Annotated in this window: 16 protein-coding genes, 1 tRNA gene and 1 pseudogene; 11 read left to right on the forward strand and 7 right to left on the reverse strand. The window is 71.2% G+C overall.

From position 1 onward, the window contains the following. Nucleotides 1-101 precede the first annotated feature (101 nt). Genes BOSE127_RS13495 through BOSE127_RS13505 form a run of 3 tightly spaced genes read right to left on the reverse strand, consistent with a single transcriptional unit; the run spans nucleotide 102 to nucleotide 2,436 of the window. Nucleotides 102-872 carry an ABC transporter ATP-binding protein gene (locus tag BOSE127_RS13495; RefSeq protein ID WP_017887021.1) on the reverse strand — a complete coding sequence of 257 codons (771 nt, stop codon included), beginning with the start codon at nucleotides 870-872 and terminating at the stop codon, nucleotides 102-104. Then, nucleotides 872-1,696, reverse strand: coding sequence for an ABC transporter permease (locus BOSE127_RS13500; RefSeq protein WP_017887020.1), 825 nt, complete (start codon nucleotides 1,694-1,696; stop codon nucleotides 872-874). Before BOSE127_RS13500 ends, BOSE127_RS13495 begins: the two co-directional genes overlap by 1 nt. Before the next feature lie 44 nt (nucleotides 1,697-1,740). Continuing rightward, nucleotides 1,741-2,436, reverse strand: coding sequence for a phosphocholine cytidylyltransferase family protein (locus BOSE127_RS13505; protein WP_017887019.1), 696 nt, complete (start codon nucleotides 2,434-2,436; stop codon nucleotides 1,741-1,743). 297 nt (nucleotides 2,437-2,733) lie between these two features. Between BOSE127_RS13505 and BOSE127_RS13510 the strand changes: the two genes are divergently transcribed. The 3 genes from BOSE127_RS13510 to BOSE127_RS13520 all read left to right on the forward strand — a co-directional run bounded on the left by BOSE127_RS13510 (nucleotide 2,734) and on the right by BOSE127_RS13520 (nucleotide 5,921). Then, complete coding sequence (locus tag BOSE127_RS13510; protein ID WP_235517723.1) at nucleotides 2,734-4,008, forward strand: ABC transporter ATP-binding protein; 1,275 nt, start codon at nucleotides 2,734-2,736, stop codon at nucleotides 4,006-4,008. Beyond that, entirely contained in the window at nucleotides 3,984-5,555 is a 1,572-nt protein-coding gene (locus BOSE127_RS13515) for an ABC transporter permease (protein WP_140448456.1), read from the forward strand. Before BOSE127_RS13510 ends, BOSE127_RS13515 begins: the two co-directional genes overlap by 25 nt. Nucleotides 5,556-5,660: 105 nt before the next feature. Next, entirely contained in the window at nucleotides 5,661-5,921 is a 261-nt protein-coding gene (locus BOSE127_RS13520) for a DUF3039 domain-containing protein (protein WP_017887016.1), read from the forward strand. Between the two features lie 188 nt (nucleotides 5,922-6,109). Here the strand turns inward: BOSE127_RS13520 and BOSE127_RS13525 are convergent. Further along, nucleotides 6,110-7,402: pseudogene (locus tag BOSE127_RS13525) on the reverse strand (nicotinate phosphoribosyltransferase); the annotation flags it as partial. A gap of 112 nt (nucleotides 7,403-7,514) precedes the next feature. Here BOSE127_RS13525 and murI point away from each other — a divergent pair. The 3 genes from murI to rdgB are packed head-to-tail and all read left to right on the forward strand — an operon-like array spanning nucleotide 7,515 to nucleotide 9,684. Beyond that, nucleotides 7,515-8,360 (forward strand): glutamate racemase, encoded by an 846-nt coding sequence (gene murI, locus BOSE127_RS13530; protein ID WP_140448457.1) that lies wholly within the window; start codon nucleotides 7,515-7,517, stop codon nucleotides 8,358-8,360. After that, nucleotides 8,357-9,094 carry a ribonuclease PH gene (rph, locus tag BOSE127_RS13535; RefSeq protein WP_071251170.1) on the forward strand — a complete coding sequence of 246 codons (738 nt, stop codon included), beginning with the start codon at nucleotides 8,357-8,359 and terminating at the stop codon, nucleotides 9,092-9,094. The genes murI and rph overlap by 4 nt, the downstream gene beginning before the upstream one ends. Continuing rightward, a complete protein-coding gene (gene rdgB / locus BOSE127_RS13540) occupies nucleotides 9,091-9,684 on the forward strand; it encodes an RdgB/HAM1 family non-canonical purine NTP pyrophosphatase (RefSeq protein ID WP_042539203.1) in 594 nt (197 codons plus the stop codon). Before rph ends, rdgB begins: the two co-directional genes overlap by 4 nt. Nucleotides 9,685-9,802: 118 nt before the next feature. Here the strand turns inward: rdgB and BOSE127_RS13545 are convergent, their stop codons facing one another. The 3 genes from BOSE127_RS13545 to BOSE127_RS13555 all read right to left on the reverse strand — a co-directional run bounded on the left by BOSE127_RS13545 (nucleotide 9,803) and on the right by BOSE127_RS13555 (nucleotide 12,256). Continuing rightward, nucleotides 9,803-10,510, reverse strand: a complete 708-nt coding sequence (locus BOSE127_RS13545) for a DedA family protein (protein WP_017887011.1) — start codon at nucleotides 10,508-10,510, stop codon at nucleotides 9,803-9,805. Nucleotides 10,511-10,655: 145 nt separating this feature from the next. Continuing rightward, nucleotides 10,656-10,736: transfer RNA gene (locus BOSE127_RS13550), tRNA-Leu, on the reverse strand. A gap of 212 nt (nucleotides 10,737-10,948) precedes the next feature. Further along, nucleotides 10,949-12,256 carry an MFS transporter gene (locus BOSE127_RS13555; RefSeq protein ID WP_140448458.1) on the reverse strand — a complete coding sequence of 436 codons (1,308 nt, stop codon included), beginning with the start codon at nucleotides 12,254-12,256 and terminating at the stop codon, nucleotides 10,949-10,951. A 56-nt stretch (nucleotides 12,257-12,312) separates the two neighbouring features. Here BOSE127_RS13555 and mnmA point away from each other — a divergent pair, with 56 nt between their 5' ends. The 5 genes from mnmA (at nucleotide 12,313) to gatC (ending at nucleotide 20,441) form a co-directional block, all read left to right on the forward strand. Then, complete coding sequence (mnmA, locus tag BOSE127_RS13560) at nucleotides 12,313-13,419, forward strand: tRNA 2-thiouridine(34) synthase MnmA (protein WP_031259645.1); 1,107 nt, start codon at nucleotides 12,313-12,315, stop codon at nucleotides 13,417-13,419. A gap of 66 nt (nucleotides 13,420-13,485) precedes the next feature. Further along, a complete protein-coding gene (ligA, locus tag BOSE127_RS13565; protein ID WP_159557613.1) occupies nucleotides 13,486-15,816 on the forward strand; it encodes an NAD-dependent DNA ligase LigA in 2,331 nt (776 codons plus the stop codon). A gap of 178 nt (nucleotides 15,817-15,994) precedes the next feature. Beyond that, the gene (locus BOSE127_RS13570; RefSeq protein ID WP_140448460.1) at nucleotides 15,995-17,371 is read left to right on the forward strand and encodes an alpha/beta hydrolase; all 1,377 of its coding nucleotides are present in this window, start codon (nucleotides 15,995-15,997) and stop codon (nucleotides 17,369-17,371) included. 234 nt (nucleotides 17,372-17,605) lie between these two features. Next, a complete protein-coding gene (locus tag BOSE127_RS13575) occupies nucleotides 17,606-19,951 on the forward strand; it encodes a transglycosylase domain-containing protein (RefSeq protein WP_159557615.1) in 2,346 nt (781 codons plus the stop codon). 190 nt (nucleotides 19,952-20,141) lie between these two features. After that, complete coding sequence (gene gatC / locus BOSE127_RS13580) at nucleotides 20,142-20,441, forward strand: Asp-tRNA(Asn)/Glu-tRNA(Gln) amidotransferase subunit GatC (RefSeq protein WP_017887005.1); 300 nt, start codon at nucleotides 20,142-20,144, stop codon at nucleotides 20,439-20,441. Nucleotides 20,442-20,451 lie beyond the last annotated feature (10 nt).

Consider the following 20,451-nt stretch of genomic DNA (forward strand, 5'->3'; position numbering starts at 1 on the left):
GGGAGGGTCCGACGGCGGGACCCCGGTTGCGGCCACGAGGACCGGGGGCTGTGGAGGGGGCCACCGGTGCGCGCGTTCGTGCGGGGGAGTACCCCGGCCGGTCAGGAGCCGTAGTCCGCCGCGTACCGGGCGAGCGCGGCCTCGATGGTGCCGTCGAGCTGCAGACGACCCTTGTCGAGGTAGAGCCCGCGATCACAGAAACGACGGAGGTCCTTGTCGCTGTGGGAGACGAAGAACAGCGTCCGACCGCCGGCCAGGAGCTCCTCGATGCGCTTGTAGCACTTCTCGCGGAAGGCCTTGTCGCCCACGGCCAGGACCTCGTCGACCAGGATGACCGGTTCGTCGAGCCGGGAGATCACGGCGAACGCGATGCGGACCTTCATGCCGCTCGACAGGTGCTTGTACGGGGTGTCGACGAAGTCCGCGATCTCGGCGAACTCGATGATCTCGTCGAAGGCATCGCGGATCTCGGCCCGTGACATGCCGTGCAGACCGGCCGTCAGGTACACGTTGTCCCGGACCGTGAGGTCGCCGACGAACCCACCGGTGATCTCGATGAGCGGCGCGACGCCGGCGCCCACGTCGACGCGGCCCTCGTCGGGCAACATGACCTGGGCCACCAGCTTCAGCAGGGTCGACTTGCCCTGGCCGTTCCGTCCCACGACCCCGATCGCCTCGCCCGGGCGGACGTCGAACGACACGTTGCGCAGGGCCCAGAACTCGTCGGCGCGCTTGCGGCGTCCACGCCCGGCGAACAGGTCCTTGAAGTTCCGGCTCGCCCGACGGTTGCGTTTGAAGCAGATGCCGGCGCCGCGGACGGAGATGACCGGTGCGACGGTCTCGGTGCGCCGGGTCTGGTCGGTCGCGGTCATCACAGCTCCTTCAGCACGCGGTGCTCGCTGCGGCGGAACACCGCGAACCCGATCACGAGCACGATGCCGGTCACGACCACCGACGCGCAGACCTCGAGCCAGTCGAGCTGGCCCGGGAAGAACGCCGCACGGTACATGCCGAAGATGCCGGTGAGCGGGTTGACCGCGGCGATGTCGCGCAGTGCAGAGGGCAGCGCGTGGGTGCCGTAGATGATCGGGGACGCGTAGAACAGGAACCGCAGGACGAGCTTGGTGGCCCGCTCGAGGTCGCGGAAGAAGACCACGAGCGGCGCGACGATGAGCCCCAGGCCGTAGACCAGCGCGCACTGCAGCACGATCGCCAACGGGAAGAACACGACCTGCCAGTGCAGGTGCGCACCCGTCGCGATCGCGAAGGCCGCCAGGACCGGCAGGCTCAGCAGGAACTCGATGCCCTTCGACGCGTCGATCCGTGCCACCCAGATCGTGCGGGGGATGGTGGTGGAGCGGATGAGCTTCGATTCCTTGATGAACGCCCGGGTGGAGTCCGAGACCCCGCCGGTGAACCACATCCACGGCAGCAGCGCGGACAGCAGGAACACGATGTACGGATCTTCACCGACGGAACCGCGGTGGAAGACCTGCGTGAAGACGAACCAGTAGATCCCCGACATCACGAGCGGGTCGAGGATCGACCACACGTAGCCGAGCGCTGACGTCGAGTAGCGGACGCGGAGGTCGCGGACGGTCAGCAGCCAGAGGGCCTGACGATAGCGCCGACCGGCGCTCCGGGCGCTCGCAGGTGCGGCAGCCGCGGGCGCGGTCGGCGCACTCGCTGTGGTCACGGTTTCCCTTCGGGCGGAACCGCCGAGGGGTCCTGACGGGTGGTTCAGGCGAACAGGTTGTTCGCGCGCTCGAGGTCCTCGGCGAAGTCGATCTCGACCGCGTACAGGTCGGAGATGTCGATCGGCGTCCAGCGTAGCCCGTCCTCGGCGATGGCAGCTTCGATGCCGCCCTCGAAGTACTCCTGGTCGTCGACGCGACCGAGCTGACGGATGAGGGCCTGCTTGTCGGCCGCGGAGACGTAGTTGATCCCGACGGCTTCGCCGAGACCCCCGACGACCTGCTTGGACAGCTTGTGGATGAAGCCTTCGGCGTCGACCGTGTACTTGACCTCTTCGTCGGAGACCTTGTCGGTGTTGACGCTGACGAAGGAACGGCCTTCGTCGATCATGTCGGCCGCACGGACGAGCGCCATCGGGTCGAAGACCACGTCGCCGTTCATCCAGAGGACACCGCTCTTGCCGGTGGCCTTGAGCGCGCGCAGCAGGCTCTTCGAGGTGTTCGTGGAGTCGTACGACTCGTTGTAGACGAAGTTCGCTTCGGGGAAGGCCTCGACGATGTGCTCCGACTTGTAGCCGACGACGATCGTCACGCGGGCGCTCGAACCGAACGCGGCGCGGATGTTGTCGAACTGCTGCTGCATGATGGTGCGGCCGTCACTGAGCTCCGTGAGCGGCTTCGGCAGGCTGCGGCCGAGCCGGCTGCCCATCCCCGCTGCGAGGATCACGATCTGCGTGGTCATGCTGGTCCCTTCTGGTGTCCGCCCGCGCACCCTGGGGTACGGGCGGGCCTCGTCGAGTCTGCGCTTCCAACGTCCGAGTTGCCCGAGAACCGGTCGCGTCGACGTGGAAGTCGCTGCGAGGAGGCCGCCGGGATCGCCTGCTGGAGCAGGTTTCCAAGTGGTGAACACTCCTTCGTGCCCTGGTGAATGATACGGAAACACCCCCTCGCTGGGTACGGGTCGGCGCGCTTCGTACTCAATTCGTGACCCTGGCCGACTCGGTCCCCGCCGGTCGGAGACCGTTGGTACGGTGGGTCGATGCCAGCGCGAGCAGAGAACGAGGACGTGTACGCCACGGCCGACGCTGCCTGGATGACCGAGGCGGGGGACGCCGACGACGCGGACACCGCCGCGGCTGCGGAGGACGCAGCAGACGACGACACGGGGGACACGGATGCGGACGACACCGCCACTGATGACGCGATGACCGGCGAGACGACGGTCACCCGCACCGGGGAGACGACGGACGCCAGCACCGACGAGACGACGGGCACCCGCGCCGACGGCGTGACGGACGCCCGCTCCGACGAGGCTCCGGGCCCGGCAGACGCCCCGACCCCGGCAGCCGCGCCGCGCCCCGCGAAGGCGCGCGGCGGCAAGGGACGCACCAAGCGCCCGACGAAGGCCGCCCCGCGGACCGAGGCCGAGCCTCCCGCGCCGACGGCTGCCGACGACGCGACGGGCGACGCCGACCAGGCGACCACCGCCGCTTCGCCCGCGGCGAAGAAGCGTGCACCCCGCGCCGCCGCGCCGAAGCAACCCCAGACGCTCCAGCCCGTGGTGCTCGCGGCGAGCGGCCTGGTGAAGCGGTACGGACAGACCCTGGCCGTCGACGAGGTCGACCTCGAGATCCGGCAGGGCTCGATCTTCGGCGTGGTCGGCCCGAACGGCGCCGGCAAGACGACGACCCTCTCGATGATCACCGGACTGCTGCGCCCCGACGCCGGCTCGGTGACCGTGCTCGACCACGACGTGTGGGCCGACCCCACGGCCGCGAAGCGGAGCCTCGGGGTCCTGCCGGACCGGCTCCGCCTGTTCGACCGGCTGACCGGTGCGCAGCTGCTGTACTACTCGGCCACGCTCCGCGGGCTCGACGGCACCACCGCCCGGAAGCGCAGCGCCGACCTCGCCGAGGCCTTCGGGCTGGGCGAAGCGCTCGGACGCCAGGTCGCCGACTACTCCGTCGGCATGGCGAAGAAGATCGCCCTGGCCGCGACCCTCATCCACTCACCGCGGGTGCTCGTGCTCGACGAGCCGTTCGAGTCGGTCGACCCGGTGAGCGCCGCGACGATCACGGACATCCTGCGCCGCTACACCCGGGGCGGCGGCACCGTGGTGCTGTCGAGCCACTCGATGGAGCTCGTGCAGCGCACCTGCGACTCGGTCGCCATCATCGTCGGCGGCAAGGTCCTGGCGTCCGGCACCATGGCCCAGGTCCGCGGCCGCAAGAGCCTCGAGGACAAGTTCGTCGAACTCGCCGGCGGTCGTGTCGTCGCAGAGAGCATGGAATGGTTGCACAGCTTCTCCGGCTGAGGGCGGACCTGCTCGCGGGCGAGGTCCGCGGCACCGCCCGCCGTTCCGTCGCCGTCGTGCTCGCCAGCCTCGTCGGTCTCCTCGCCGCCGTGTTCGTCGCGTCGCGGACGATCGCGCTCGGCGACGCCGACCCGGACGTCGCACGCGCCGTGGTCGTGCCCGTCGGCACCCTGATCGCCTTCGGGTTCACGGTCGTGCCACTCGTCGTCGGGCGGAGCGACCAGCTCGACCCGCGGCGCTTCGCCGTGTTCGGGATCGAGCGACGTCGCCTGGCGATCGGGCTCGTGGTCGCCGGACTCGTCGGCATCCCCGTCATCGGTGTGGTCGTCGTCGCGGCCGGTCAGGTCGTCGCCTGGGCCCGTGACCCCGGGCTCGGACTGCTCGCGGTCGTCGGTGGTCTGCTCGGCGTCGCGACCTGCGCGTTGCTGATCCGGGTGTGCTGCACCGTCGGTTCGCGGCTGATCGGCCCGGACCGCTCCCGGGACGCCGGGTGGCTGGTGGCCCTCGTCATCGTCGTCCTCTCGATCCCGACGGTGGCGCTGTTGCTGCGCGTCGAGTGGCTCGACCCGCAGGGCGCCGAGATGCAGCGCGTCGCGGACGTCGCCGGGTGGACCCCCTGGGGCGCCGCCTGGGCCGTGCCGGCCGAGGTCGCGAGCGGCCACGTCGGTGCCGGCCTCCTGAAGCTCCTGATCGCGGTCGTCGTCGTCGCACTCCTCGCGTGGGCGTGGTGGTCGCTCGTCGGCCGTGCCCTCGAGACCGTCGACGACCGACCCCGCACTCGCCGGTACCAGGGCCTCGGCTGGTTCGACCGCTTCGGGTCGGCCCCGGTGTCCGCCGTCGCCGCCCGGGCGCTCACCTACTGGGTGCGCGACCCGCGGTACCGCACGTCGTACCTGATCATCCTGCTCGTGCCGATCGTCGTGATCCCGCTCGGTGTCGCCGGGGTGCCGTGGCAGTGGACCGCGCTCGTGCCGCTGCCGCTGATGGCCCTCATCGCCGGGTTCCTGCCGCACAACGACGTCTCCTACGACAACACGGCCGTGTGGCTGCACGTCGCCTCCGGTGCGCCCGGGTGGAGCGATCGGCTCGGTCGCGTCGTGCCCGTGCTGGTCGTGGGAGCGCCCGCGATCGTCGCCGGCGCCGCGCTCTCCGCACGGCTGTTCGGCGACTGGGCGGCGTTCCCGCTGCTCATCGGTGTGAGTGCGAGTGCACTGCTGTCCGGCCTCGGGCTGTCGAGCGTCCTGTCGGTGCTGATGCCGTACCCGACGGTGCGCCCGGGCGATCACCCGTTCCAGCAGCCGCAGGCCGCCGGCGTCACGGCGACGGTGGCGCAGGCCTCCATGGTGATCGGCATCGTGCTCTGCACGGTCCCCGCCGCCTGTCTCGCGGTGCTCGCCGTCGTGCAGGGTCCGGAGCCGTGGTCGGTGCTGACGCTCCTGGTGGGCATCGGGGTCGGTGCCGTCGTGCTCGTCATCGGTGTCTCCGTCGGCGGACGCCTGTTCGACCGACGCGGCCCCGACCTGCTCGCCGCGGCACAGCGCAACTAGCGGCACGACGCAACCAGCGGCACAGCGCGACTAACGGCCCAGCGGCACAGCGCGACGAGCGGGACGGGCGGCGCGCCCGAGGGCGGACCGTCGTACCCTGGAGCCATGAGCATGACGGAACCAGGCGGCGGCCTCGACGTGATGGACCGGGAGCTCGAGAAGCTCCTCGAAGAAGAAGCGATCGAACCCGGTGACCACGAGCGGTTCTCGCACTACGTCAAGAAGGACAAGATCCTGCAGTCGGCCCTGTCCGGCAAGCCGGTCAAGGCCCTGTGCGGCAAGAAGTGGATCCCGGGCCGCGACCCGGAGAAGTTCCCGGTCTGCCCGGACTGCAAGGCGATCTACGAGAAGATGAAGTCCGAGTAGACGCGACCGACAGGCGGACAGGAGGCCCGTGGCGACGCCGCCACGGGCCTCCTGTCCGTCTGCCGCGTCCGCCGGCTGCGCATCGTGAGCAGAAGCGGTCGGGTCGCCGTCGGGCAGGCGACCATTCCTGCTCACCAAGCGGGCACGCGACGCGACGCGACACGACGTGCGCGGCGCGCGCCGCGACGTCAGATCACGAGGGTCGGGATGGCGGGGTCGCCACGTCCGATGCGCGACGCGTCGGCTGGCAGCTCCGCCTTCGCGCGCTTGTGGTGCGCGCGTGCGGCCTCGACGCCCTGCGTGCCGAGGAACGCCGGGTCGACCTCGCCGCCGGTGACGACGGGGACGAGGAGCGGTCGCTCATCCGGACCGACCTGCGCTCCGGTGAGCACGACCTCGGCGGTGGCGACGCCGTTGCGGAGGCGTCGGCCCGCCTCCTTCCGGCCGCCGATCGACGCCTTGTCGGCTGACTTCTTGGCGACGGGGACCCAGTCACCACCGTCGGCGTCCCGGTGTGCCACGAGCTTGAACACCATGCCGGCGGCGGGGTGCCCCGAGCCGGAGACCACCGAGGTCCCGACGCCGTACGAGTCCACCGGGGCGGCTCGGAGTGCGGCGATCGTGTACTCGTCGAGGTCGTTCGTCACCGTGATCTTCGTGCTCGTCGCGCCGAGCCGGTCGAGCTGTGCGCGCACCGCGGCGACGACCGACGGCAGGTCACCGCTGTCGATCCGGACACCGCCGAGCTTGCCGTCGGTGAGCCGCACGGCGGTCTCCACGGCTGCCTCGATGTCGTAGGTGTCGACGAGCAGGGTCGTGGCGTTGCCGAGCGCGTCGAGCTGCGAGCGGAAGGCCTGCTCCTCGGAGTCGTGCAGCAGCGTGAAGGCGTGCGCGGCGGTGCCCATCGTCGGGATGCCCCAGGTGCGCCCGGCTTCGAGGTTGCTCGTCGCGCCGAACCCGGCGATGTACGCGGCACGGGCGGCGGCGACGGCGTTCCACTCGCCGGTGCGGCGGGAACCCATCTCGGCGAGCGGGCGGCCGTCTGCGGCGGAGACCATGCGGGCGGCGGCCGAGGCGATCGCGGAGTCCGCGTTGTAGATGCTCAGCGCGAGGGTCTCGAGCACGACTGCCTCGGCGAAGGTGCCCTCGATCTGCAGGATGGGGGAGTTCGGGAAGTACACCTCGCCCTCGCGGTACGCCCGGACGTCGCCGGTGAACCGGTAGTCGGCGAGCCACGCCGCGGTGCCGGCGTCGATGACGCCGCGGTCGCGCAGGAACCCGATCTCCTCGTCGCCGAAGCGGAAGTCGCCGAGGGCGGTGAGGAAGCGTCCGAGGCCGGCCGCGACACCGTAGCGGCGGCCGTCGGGCAGCCGCCGGGCGAACACCTCGAAGACGCATCGCCGGTCGGCGGTCCCGTCCTTCAGGGCCGCGTCGACCATGGTGAGTTCGTACTGGTCCGTCAGGAGCGCGCTGGTCACGTCTCCGACACTAGTGACGTGCCGGTGGGGAGGCCCGGATCACCCCGTGCGCCCGGCCAGCGTGGCGCGCGTGGTCGCGTCGGTGCTCGTCGGCGGGCGTCGGTACGCTGGTGCCGTGACGGATGCACCGATCGGAGTCTTCGACAGCGGGGTCGGTGGGCTCACGGTGGCCCGCGCCATCATCGACCAGCTCCCGCGCGAGAGCATCCGGTACGTCGGGGACACCGTGCACTCGCCCTACGGTCCGAAGCCCATCGCGGACGTCCGCCGCTACGCGCTCGAGGTCATGGACGACCTGGTCGAGCAGGGCGTCAAGGCGCTGGTGATCGCGTGCAACACCGCCTCGTCCGCCGTGCTCCGGGACGCCCGCGAACGCTACGAGCAGGCGTACGGCATCCCGGTGGTCGAGGTCATCCAGCCGGCTGCCCGCGCCGCCGTCAAGCAGACCCGGACGGGCCGCATCGGGGTCATCGGCACCGTCGGCACCATCGCGTCGCGCGCCTACGAGGACGCCTTCGTGGTCGCCGCCGACGTCAGGCTGACCACGGCCGCGTGCCCGCGGTTCGTCGAGTTCGTCGAGGCGGGTGACACCTCGTCGCCGTCGCTCCGTGCGGTCGCGGCCGGGTACCTCGACCCGATCCGCGCCGCCGACGTCGACACCCTGGTGCTCGGCTGCACCCACTACCCGCTGATGTCCGCCGCGATCCAGTTCGTCATGGGTCCGGAGGTCACGCTCGTCTCCAGCGCCGAGGAGACCGCGAACGACGTCTACCGCCGACTCGTGGAGCACGGGCTCGAGCGCACCGCGACCACCGCCCCGACCTACTCGTTCGAGGCGACGGGCGACGACAAGAACGGCTTCATCCGGCTCGCCCGGCGCTTCCTCGGACCCGAGGTCTCGAGCGTCGGCCACCTCCAGACGGGGGCCATCACGCTGCCCCGCACCGAAAGGACCCCATGACCGACACACTCCGCGTCGACGGCCGCACCGCCAACGACCACCGTCCCGTCACGATCGAGCGGGGGTGGAGCTCGCAGGCCGAGGGCAGCGCGCTCATCTCGTTCGGTGACACCAGGGTGCTCTGCACCGCCTCGTTCACCAACGGCGTGCCCCGCTGGCTCGCCGGCAAGGGCACCGGCTGGGTCACCGCCGAGTACTCGATGCTGCCGCGGTCGACGAACGAGCGCATGCAGCGCGAGTCCATCAAGGGCAAGGTCGGCGGCCGCACGCACGAGATCTCCCGCCTGATCGGCCGGTCGCTCCGGGCCGTCGTCGACACGAAGGCCCTGGGCGAGAACACCCTGGTCATCGACTGCGACGTGCTGCAGGCCGACGGCGGCACCCGCACGGCGTCGATCACGGGCGCGTACGTCGCGATGGTCGACGCGATCGAGTGGGGCCGCGCCAAGGGCTTCATCGCGAAGAAGGCGACGCCGCTCACCGACAGCGTGCAGGCGATCTCGGTCGGGATCGTGGGCGGCGAGCCGATGCTCGACCTGGCCTACACCGAGGACTCCGCCGCCGACACCGACATGAACATCGTCACGACGGGGTCGGGCAAGTTCATCGAGGTGCAGGGCACCGCCGAGCACGCGCCGTTCGACCGCGACGAGCTGAACGTCCTGCTCGACCTGGGCCTGGCCGGCAACCAGTCGCTCGCGGCGATCCAGCGTTCGGTCCTGGGCCTGGCGTGACGTCCCGCGAGGTGGTGCTGGCCACCCACAACCAGGGCAAGGTCGTCGAACTGCGCGAGATCCTCGGGTCGGCGTTGGGCGAGGGCGTCGAACTCGTCGGGTACGACGGTCCGGAGCCGGTCGAGGACGGCGACAGCTACGCGGCGAACGCCCTGATCAAGGCCCGTGCCGCGGTCGCCCACACGGGGCTGCCGGCGCTCGCCGACGACTCCGGCATCGCCGTCGACGCACTCGACGGCGCACCGGGCATCCACTCGGCTCGGTACGCCGGCACCCGGTCGGACGCCGACAACATCGCGCTGCTGCTGCAGAACCTGGACGGCGTCGTCGAGCGCACCGCTGCCTTCGTGTGCGCGGCCGCGTTCGTGACGCCCGACGGTCAGGAGCACGTGGTCGAGGCCGTCTGGAACGGCGAGGTCCTGACCGAACCCGTCGGCGACGGCGGCCACGGCTACGACCCGGTGTTCCGGCCGGACGACGCGGATCGTTCGTCGGCGGAGCTCACCCGCGACGAGAAGAACGCGCTGTCGCACCGCAGCAAGGCGTTCCGCGGGATCGCGCCGGTCGTCCGGGAGCACTTCGGCGTCTGAGCGCCGGCGCCCGTTCCGATCCGAACGACCGAAGTCGCCCCGGACCACGTGATCACGTGGTCCGGGGCGACTTCGTTGTCCGTCGACGCGCGGACGCGCCGGACAGTCGGTGCTGCGACTAGAGCGTCGGGTCGACCGTCGGGGTCGCGGCGGCCTCGGCCTCGTTCGCGTGCTTCGCCTTGCGGGCGTTGCGCAGGTACGTCAGCGCCATCGGCACGACGGTCACGACGACGGCGGCCAGCAGGATGATGTCGATGTACTCGCGGACGATGTGCGCCACGAAGGGGATGTGCCCGATGAAGTACCCGAGGAACGTCACCCCCACGCCCCAGACCACGGCGCCGATGGCGTTGTAGAGCGAGTACTTCTTGTAGTCCATCCGGCCGACGCCCGCGGCGATCGGCGCGAAGGTGCGGACGACCGGCACGAAGCGCGCCAGGATCACGGCCAGGGGGCCGAAGCGGTGGAAGAACGCGTTGGTGCGCTCGACGTTCGCCTTCGAGAAGAGCCCGCTGTCCTTGCGTTCGAAGATCGGTGGCCCGGCCTTCTTGCCGATGTAGTACCCGAGCTCGCCGCCGAGGAACGCGGCAGCGCCGATCATCAGCGCTGCGACCCAGATCGGGATGCCGCCGATCTCGCCGCCGCGGTCGAAGGCGAACAGACCGGTGATGACCAGCAGGCTGTCGCCCGGGAAGATGAAGCCGATGAGCAGACCGGTCTCGGCGAACACGATCGCGCAGACCACGAGCACGGCGATGGCCCCGAAGTGGTCGAGGATGTACTGCGGATCGAGCCACGGGATCAGGGCGAGTGCGACGGAGTGCATGGTTCTTCCGGTCGTGGAGGCGGGGGTCACGGGGAGGACACCCGCGGGACGAGGGTACCGCCCGGGAGTGGCCGGGCCATCCCTCGCGGGAATGACCTGCTCGAGGCGTGCGGATGACCGCAACCGTGTGGCAGGGGGGACTCGGTGCGGAAGGAGGGACTCGAACCCTCACGCCTGGGGCACAGGAACCTAAATCCTGCGTGTCTACCGATTCCACCACTCCCGCGAGCAGCGGCAGTCTACCGACCGCGGGGTGCGCGGCGGACGTGCACCGGGCCTCCAGGCCGTGGGACGCACTGTGCGCGATCCGCCACCCGGTGCGACCTTGGCGGCTGGGTGCGGCGCTGTGGATGCGCACGGTGCGGTCAACGGCGCACGGAGCGGAGGAGCACGCACGGTGCGCCACGAAGCGACAGCGCGCACGGTGCGCGCCGTGCGTCAGCGCAACGGGCGCGGCAGGTACCGGGGCACGTAGCGGAGCAGGATGCCCGCGCCGACCAGGCCGAGCACGCCCATGACACCGCTCGCGACCGCGATGGAGGCGACGGCGGTCACGCCGGAGATGAGGAGCGGTGCCGCCGCCGACCCGAAGTCGCCGGTGAACCGCCACGCCCCCAGGAACGGTGCCGGGGCGTCGCGCGGGGCGAGGTCCGCGCCGAGCGTCATGAGGATGCCGGAACCGACGCCGTTCGCCAGCGACATGCCCATCGCGATCGCGACGAACCAGCCGACCCGGGCGTCCAGGTGGCCACTCCAGGCGAGCAGGAAGTAGCTGATGCTCAGGCCGAGCATGCAGGGCAGGGCGCTCGCGAGCCGCCCCCAGCGGTCCATGATCTGCCCGCTCGTGTAGAACAGCGCGAAGTCGACCGCTCCGGCGATGCCGATCACCAGCGCCGCGGTCGAGTCGTCGAGGCCGACGCTCACCGCCCACAGCGGCAGGATCACCTGCCGCCCGGCGCGCATCGCGCCGATCAGGCCGGCGCCGCTGCCGAGCCGCAGCAGGACCGCCCCGTTCGCGCGGATGGTGCGGAAGAGCCCCTGCGCCTCCTGCTGGACGAACTGCGCGCCCGTGTCGGCGGGCGGTTCGGTCGCGTGGCCGCTCGCGTCCGCCCCGTGGCCGGTCGACCGCCTGGAGGCCCGTGGCGGCAACCGCAGACCGCGTGTGCCCGTCGCCGGGTCGCGCAGCACCAGGAGCACGACCGCTGCCGCCAGGCAGCAGACGACGTGGATCCAGAAGGCGCTGCTGGTGGTGCCGGTCAGGTGGATGACACCGGCGGCGATGAACGGCCCGACGAAGTAGCCGAAGCGGAAGACGCCGCCGAGGCTCGACAACGCCCGGGCGCGGATCCGCAGCGGGATCGCGGTGGTCATGTAGGCGTGCCGAGCGAGGGCGAAGACCGCGGTGGAGACACCGACCAGGAACACCCCGAGTGCCAGGACCCAGGCGTTCGTGGCCGTCGTGGCGACCACGAGCCCGACCACCGAGACGAGTGCGGCGCCGATCATCGCGTTCCGCTCACCGATGCGGGCGACGACGATACCGGACGGCACGTCGCCGATGAGCTCGCCGACCAGGATGAGCGAGGCGACGAAGCCCGCGAACGCCAGGCTGGCACCGAGCGAGTCGGCGGCGATCGGGATGATCGGGATGATCGCGCCCTCGCCGATCGCGAAGAGCGCTGCGGGCAGGAACCCGGACAGCAGGACGGACCGGAAGTCGAATGAGTCGTTCCCCGTCGTGGCCATCGCTCGACCAACCGTACGCCAGCGGTACCGCTTCGTCGGCGGGTTACCCTGGGGGCATGCGTGTTCTTGCGGCGATGAGCGGTGGTGTCGACTCGGCGGTGGCCGCAGCCCGGGCGGTCGACGCCGGCCACGACGTGGTGGGCGTGCACCTGGCCCTGAGCCGGATGCCCGGCACCCTGCGCACCGGCAGCCGCGGGTGCTGCACCATCGAGGACTCGATGGACGCCCAGCGCGCCGCGTCGGCCCTCGGGATCCCGTACTACGTGTGGGACTTCTCGGCCCGGTTCAAGGAAGACGTCGTCGACGACTTCGTGGCCGAGTACCAGGCCGGCCGCACCCCGAACCCCTGCATGCGCTGCAACGAGCGGATCAAGTTCGCGGCGCTGCTCGAGAAGGCCCTGGCCCTGGGCTTCGACGCCGTCGCGACCGGGCACTACGCCTCGATCGTCACCGGCCCGGACGGCTCCCGCGAGCTGCACCGGTCGGCCGCCTGGGCGAAGGACCAGTCGTACGTGCTCGGGGTCCTGACCGCCGAGCAGCTGCAGCACGCCATGTTCCCGCTCGGCGCGACCCCGTCGAAGGACGAGGTCCGGGCCGAGGCCGCCGAGCGCGGGCTGACGGTCGCCCAGAAGCCGGACTCGTACGACATCTGCTTCATCCCGGACGGCGACACCCGCGGCTGGCTGGCGGACCGCGTCGGCACGGCTCCCGGCGAGGTCGTCGAGCGGGACGGCACGGTCGTCGGCTCGCACGAGGGCGCGACCGGCTACACCGTCGGACAGCGTCGCGGCCTGGCCCTCGGTCGTCCGGCGCCGGACGGCAAGCCGCGGTTCGTGCTCGAGATCCGCCCGAAGGACAACACCGTCGTCGTCGGCCCGAAGGAAGCCCTCGCCGTCACCTCGATGTCGGGCTCGCGCTTCACCTGGGCGGGCACGGCGCCGGCTGACCCGGCCACGCCGTTCGCCTGCGACGTGCAGATCCGCGCGCACGCCGACCCGGTGCCGGCGACCGCCCGGGTGCAGGACGACGTGCTCGTGATCGACGTCGACGAGCCGCTGCACGGGGTCGCTCCCGGACAGACGGCCGTGGTCTACGTCGGCACGCGGGTGCTCGGCCAGTGCACGATCGACACCACGGTCAGCGCCGTCCCCGTCGACGCCTGACCCCGCCGCTCCCGGGGCACACGCCCGCTGCACGCCGCGTCGGTGGTGCACGGTAGAACTGATGCCATGAGCGAGACCGACGCGACGTTCGAGACCATCGACCCCGACGGGCTCGACGCCGCCCAGGCCGCGCGAGAAGTCGACCGGTTGCGCGCCCGCGTCAACGAGCTGCGGCACGACTACTACGAGGGCAACGCCTCGCCCCTGTCCGACGCCGACTACGACGCGCTGGTGCACCGCCTCGACGCGATCGAGCGGCGGTTCCCGGAACTCGTGACGCCCGACAGCCCGACGCAGACCGTGGGCGGGCAGGCACAGACGACGCAGTTCGCCCCCGTCGAGCACGCCGAACGCATGCTCTCGCTCGACAACGTGTTCAGCCCCGACGAACTGACCGAGTGGGGCGTCAAGGTGCAGCGGGACGCCGGCGCCGAGCGGGTGCGGTTCCTGACCGAGCTGAAGATCGACGGTCTGGCGATCAACCTGCGGTACGAGCACGGTCGGCTCGTCTCGGCGGCCACCCGCGGCGACGGCGTGGTCGGCGAGGACGTCACCGGCAACGTCCGCACGATGGGCACGATCCCGGACCGCCTGTCCGGCACCGGTCACCCGCCCCTGGTCGAGGTCCGGGGCGAGATCTTCTTCCCGGTCGCCGAGTTCGACGAGCTGAACGCCAACCAGCGCGAAGCGGGGGAGCGGGTGTTCGCCAACCCGCGCAACGCCGCCGCCGGGTCGCTCCGCCAGAAGGAAGAAGGCAAGTCCGAGGCGAAGCGGGCACTGATGGTCGACCGGTTGCGGCGTCTGCGGATGCTCGTGCACGGCATCGGCGCGTGGCCCGTCCGTGAACTCGAGCAGGGCACCGACGTCCGCAGCCAGTCCGAGGTGTACGAGCTCCTGCAGACCTGGGGACTGCCGACGAGCAGCCACTACCGGGTGTTCGACACCATCGACGAGGTCAACGGCTTCGTCCGCACCACGGGGGAACGCCGATCGTCGGTCGAGCACCAGATCGACGGCGTCGTCGTCAAGGTCGACGACCTCGCCCTGCACGAAGAACTCGGGTGGACCTCGCGTGCGCCGCGGTGGGCGATCGCGTACAAGTACCCGCCGGAAGAAGTCCACACGACGCTCACCGACATCGTGGTCAGCGTCGGTCGGACCGGCCGTGCCACCCCGTTCGCCGTGATGGCCCCGGCCGAGGTCGCGGGGTCCGTCGTCCGCCAGGCCACACTGCACAACCAGCAGGTCGTCAAGGCGAAGGGCGTGCTGATCGGGGACACCGTCGTGCTGCGGAAGGCCGGCGACGTCATCCCTGAGGTCCTGGGCCCGGTGGTCGAGCTCCGCGACGGCTCCGAGCGCGAGTTCGTGATGCCGACCCACTGCCCCGAGTGCGGCACGGAGCTCGCCCCGGCGAAGGAAGGCGACATCGACCTGCGCTGCCCGAACGCGAAGAGCTGCCCGGCGCAGGTGCGCGGCCGGGTCGAGCACATCGCCTCGCGCGGGTCGCTCGACATCGAGGGGCTCGGCGAGGTCGCGGCCGCGGCTCTGACGCAGCCGCTCCGCCCGGAGACCCCGCCGCTCGTGACCGAGGCCGGACTGTTCGACCTGACGATGCAGGACATCGTCCCGATCGAGGTCATCGTCCGCGACGCCGAGACCGGCATGGAGAAGGTCGACGACGACGGCACACCCAAGCGCGTCACGCCGTTCAGCCGGGCGCGCAAGAAGACCGACCCGCCGTTCGACCCCGGAGCACGCGGTGCCGACTACACCGGTGAGCCGAGCCGCTACCCGTCGAAGAACGCGTTCGAGATGCTCGCGAACATCGACGCCGCGAAGACGAAGCCGCTGTGGCGGATCCTGGTCGGCCTGAGCATCCGCCACGTCGGACCCGTCGCCGCCCGTGCCCTGGCGAACCACTTCGGCTCCCTCGACGCCATCCGGTCGGCCTCGCGCGAGGACCTCGCCGCCGTCGACGGGGTGGGCGGCATCATCGCCGACGCCCTGCTCGCCTGGTTCGAGGTCGACTGGCACCGCGAGATCATCGACCGGTGGACCGCGGCCGGCGTGCAGTTCACCACCCCGGGCCACCCCGGCCCCGGCAGCGCCGAGGTCGAGGGCGGCGTGCTGAGCGGCGTCACCGTCGTCGCGACCGGTTCACTCGAGGGCTACACGCGCGAAGGTGCGCTCGAGGCCATCATGACCGCCGGCGGCAAGGCGGCCTCGAGCGTGAGCAAGAAGACCGACTTCGTGGCCGCCGGACCGGGAGCCGGTTCGAAGCTCACGAAGGCCGAACAGCTCGGGGTCCGGATCATCGACGCCGAGCAGTTCCACCTGCTCGTCACCGAAGGGCCTGCGGCGCTCGCCGAGCCGGAGGCGCCCGCGACCGAGGACTGAGCGGGGCGCGAGCACACGGGATCCCATCCGCTGCGCGCGGCGCGGAGCCGACGGCGCCCAGTCCGGGGGACAAGTTGCATCACGCATGGATGATCCGCGGACATCTCCGTAGACTCGGCGGAGCATCACCCGTCGTCTGCAGGGGGACGTCGGGACGGCCTTCCCGGGGGAGATCCGATTGTTGCTCATCGCCGCGGCTCTGCTCACCGCCTCGATGCACTCGCTCGGAGTGATCGAGGCCCCGGGCGTGCCCCCGGTCCCGGTCGCCAGGGCCACCGCCGTCGCAACGGTCCCGTCACGCATCGTGCCGCTCGACGACCTCACCGTCGTCGCCACGTCGGCGTCGCTGCGACGGGTCGGGGTCGACGACCTCGCCGTCGCCCACGGGCGGGCGTTCGTCGAGGACCTCGGTGCACTCGGGCCCGCAGCCCTGCGCCGTGCGGCCACTGACCGCCGCGTCGTGGCAGCCGTGCAGGACGACCCCCCGCCCGCCCAGACCGTCGCGCAGTGGTGGTCGCACCTGCCCGCCGACGAGCAGGACCGCCTCCTCGTGCACGCACCGGCTCTGGTCGGCAACCTCGAGGGCGTGCCCTACGTCGTCCGTGACCAGGCGAACCGTGCGACGCTGCACTCCGGTCTCGCCGACGCCCACGTCGGTGCCGCCCGGGCCGCGATGCTCGGGCAGGTGCGGGACTCGCTGGTGCACGAACCGGGTGACCCGCGGCGCTTCCTCGTGACGCTGGACACCCGGGGCTCCGGGCGTGCGGCGATCAGCATCGGTGACCTCGACACGGCGGCCGACGTCACCGTCGTGGTGCCGGGCATGTTCTTCACGGTGACCGGACAGATGACCGACTTCACGAACACGGCGAACGACCTGTCCAGCGAGCAGGCCACCCTCGCCCCGCTCGCCGCGACCGGCAACGGGTCGGGTGTCGCCGTGGTCGCTTGGATGGGGTACCGCACGCCGGACCTGTCCAACATCATGTCGCTCGAACTCGCGCGGACCGGGGCCCAGCGGCTCGAACGGACCGTCGCCGGACTGCGTGCGCTCCGCGCGGACGACCGACCGCGGGTCAACATCGTCGCGCACTCGTACGGGTCGACGGCGGCGATGATGGCCCTGGCATCGGGCCGGATGACCGCGGACACCCTGACGGTCCTCGGGTCACCGGGCAGCGACGTCCGCTCCGCGTCCGACCTCGCCGTCGCCACCGGGCAGGTCTTCGTCGGCGGCGCGCACAGCGACCCCATCGCGGGCTCCGGGTACTTCGGCACCGACCCCGGCGGAGCCTCGTTCGGGTCCACCGTGCTCGACCTGGCCGGCGGCGCCGACGCTCTGTCCGCCGGGGACGTGTTCCGCCGACCGGTCGGGCACAACGACTACCTGAAGCCCGGAACGGCGTCGCTGCACGACGTCGCCCTGATCGGGATCGGGCGCGGCGACCTGGTGCGCGAGCAGATCCGGCGCGGCAGGTCGGGTGGTGACGGCATCGTCGGTGCCTCGCCGGACATGTACCTCGTGCGCCCGCAGGACCTGCAGCCCCGTGACTGACGGACCGCGTCCGACGGGCGGTGCCCTGCGGATCCTGACGACGCGGTGAGCGTGACCCGATCGTGACCGCCGGCCGACGTGCCGGGGCCGCCGCGGGCCTCCCGGCCGGATCGGTGCGCACGTGCGGATCGCGACGCCGCCTCGAAGGCCGCCTGGGTGGCAACCTGAACGCGACCGCAGCCTGCACTCGTTCCAGGGCAGAACCAGTACAGCCCTGCTGCCTACGGTTCCGTCATGCGTGTGGTGCGATGGCCTGGTGCTCTCCTGATGTTCGTGGTGATGTCCGTGCTCGCCGGCATGCTCGTCGCCGTCGCGGTGACCCCGGCGGTCGCCGTCGCGGGAGAGGGGACGTCGGGGGCGGTGTCGTTCTTCGAGGACCTGCCGACCTACCTCGACGTGCAGACCCCGCAGCAGGTGTCGTCCGTGTACGCGGAGCAGGGCGGGAAACAGGTCAAGATCGCCTCGTTCTACGCCGAGAACCGCACGAACGTGACGGCCGACCAGATGGCGGACACGCTCAAGGAAGCCGCGATCGACACCGAGGACCCGCGCTACTACGACGAGGGCGGCATCGACGTCCTCGGCACCCTGCGCGGTGTCGCCGCGACCGTCGTCGGCGGGGACGTGCAGGGCGGCTCGAGCATCACGCAGCAGTACGTCAAGAACGTCCTGGTGCAGCAGTGCGAACAGCTCACCGGCAAGGACCAGGCCGCGACCAAGAAGAAGATCGACGCGTGCTACCTGGACGTCGCCGGCGTCACCCCGCAGCGCAAGCTGCAGGAGATGCGGTACGCCATCGCCGTCAACAAGAAGTACTCGAAGGACGAGATCCTGACCGGGTACCTGAACCTCGTCGGGCTCGGCGGCCGGGTCTACGGTGCCGAGGCGGGGGCCGAGTACTACTTCGGCGTGCACGCCAAGGACCTGTCGCTCGTGCAGTCCGCCACGCTCGTCGCGATCCTGAACAACCCGTCGAACCTGCGCATCGACGTCCCGGGCGACAAAGAGAACGGCAAGGCGAACGGGTACGCGCTGACGAAGGAGCGCCGCGACTACGTGCTCCGCCGGATGCAGGTGCACGGCTCCATCACGAAGGCCGAGATGACGAAGGCGATCGCGACGCCCGTGACGCCGAAGATCACGGAGACCGCCAACGGGTGCTCGGCGGCCGCGACGAGCTACGACGCCGGGTACTTCTGCGACTACGTCCGCGATCAGGTGCTGCAGGACCCGGCGTTCGGCAAGACCGCAGCGGCACGCATCGCCACGCTCGACACCAAGGGCCTGCAGATCCACACCTCGCTCGACCTCGACCTGCAGGGCCAGGCGCAGAACGCCCTGTCGACCTACGTGCCGGCGACCATGGCCGGCGTCGACGTCGGTGGCTCGAACGTCACCGTCGAGCCGGGGACCGGGCGGATCATGTCGATGGTGCAGAACACCACGTACACGCAGGGCGACAACGCCGGCGCCGGTGCCACCGCGGTCAACTACAGCGCCGACTCCGGGTACGGCAACTCCGGCGGGTTCCAGACCGGCTCGACCTACAAGGTGTTCACCCTGGCCGAGTGGCTCGCCAGCGGCCACACCCTGTCCGAATCCGTCTCCACGACGGAGCACACGTTCCAGAACTCCGAGTTCACGAACTCGTGCCAGAACGTCAGCGGCGGGGTCTGGCCCGTCGCGAACGCCGAGACGGTGCCGGCGTCGATGACCGTGCAGGCCGCGACCGTCGAGTCGATCAACACGGCCTTCGGCGCGATGGGCAAGCAGCTCGACCTGTGCAAGATCGCCCAGCTCGCGCAGGCGATGGGGATCCACCGGGCCGACGGGGCCGCCCTCGGCCAGACGCCGTCGTCGATCCTCGGCGTGAACGAGCTGTCGCCGATCGACCTGGCCGAGGCCTACGCGGGCTTCGCCAACGACGGCGTCGTCTGCACGCCCACCGCGATCGACTCGGTCACCGAGGCCGACGGCACGAAGATCACCCCGACGCCGTCGTCCTGCACGCAGGGCGTCTCCGCCGACGTCGCGGGCACCGTCGACTACGCGCTGCAGGGTGTGCTGTCCGGATCGGGGACCGCCGCGACCGCGAACCCCGGGGACAGCGTGCCGAAGTTCGCGAAGACCGGCACCACCGACGGTGACGTGCAGAACTGGCTGGTGGCGTCGTCGACGAAGTACACGAACGCCACCTGGATCGGCAACGTCCAGGGCGGCGTGAGCCTGGCACACTGGCCGTTCCTGCAGGGCACGACCGGGTACAGCGCGAAGTTCGGGGTCGGGAAGTCGATGATGGCGTACCTGGACCAGACCGTCGGCGGGGGAGCGCTGCCGGCACCGAGCCAGGCGATGATCGGGCAGGCGAGCAAGTCGTCTTCGTCGTCGTCTTCCTCGTCGTCGGGCTCCTCGTCCGGGCAGGGGAACGCGCAGGACGACCAGGCGACACCGGCGCCGACGTCCGCGCCCGACGGGGGTGCTGCCGCGTCTCCCGCTCCGGCTGCTCCCGCTGCTCCCGCTGCTCCGGCGGCTCCGGGAGCGCCGGCCGCGCCGGCTGGCGGCGGCAAGGACGGGAAGTGACCGCTCGGGTCCACGCCGCCGGTTCCTGAACGACGCGCCAGCGTCGGGCAGGCCGTGCCCGTGGGGCGCGGCCCGCTGCCGGTCCGGACGCCCGGCACCGGGCCGGGCGTGCGTTGTCCACAGCCGCGCCTGCACGCTCGACGCAGCCAATAGACTGTTGGGCATTCCACGAACCGATCGACGGAGCACCATGCCTGACATCACGAGCGAGCAGGTCGCGCACCTGGCGAACCTCGCACGTATCGCACTCACGCCCGACGAGATCGAGAAGCTGACCGGGGAGCTGTCGCACATCGTCGAGAGCGTCGCCAAGGTCGCCGAGGTCGCGACCGACGACGTCCCGGCGACGAGCCACCCCGTGCCGCTCGGCAACGTCACCCGACCCGACGTGGTCGGCACGACGCTGACGCAGGAGCAGGCGCTCTCCGGGGCGCCCGACTCCGACGGCGAACGGTTCCGCGTGACCGCCATCCTCGGCGAAGAACAGTAGGGCGAAGAAC

The organism is Curtobacterium sp. 8I-2, from assembly GCF_902506155.1.
Taxonomy (GTDB): Bacteria; Actinomycetota; Actinomycetes; order Actinomycetales; family Microbacteriaceae; genus Curtobacterium; species Curtobacterium poinsettiae.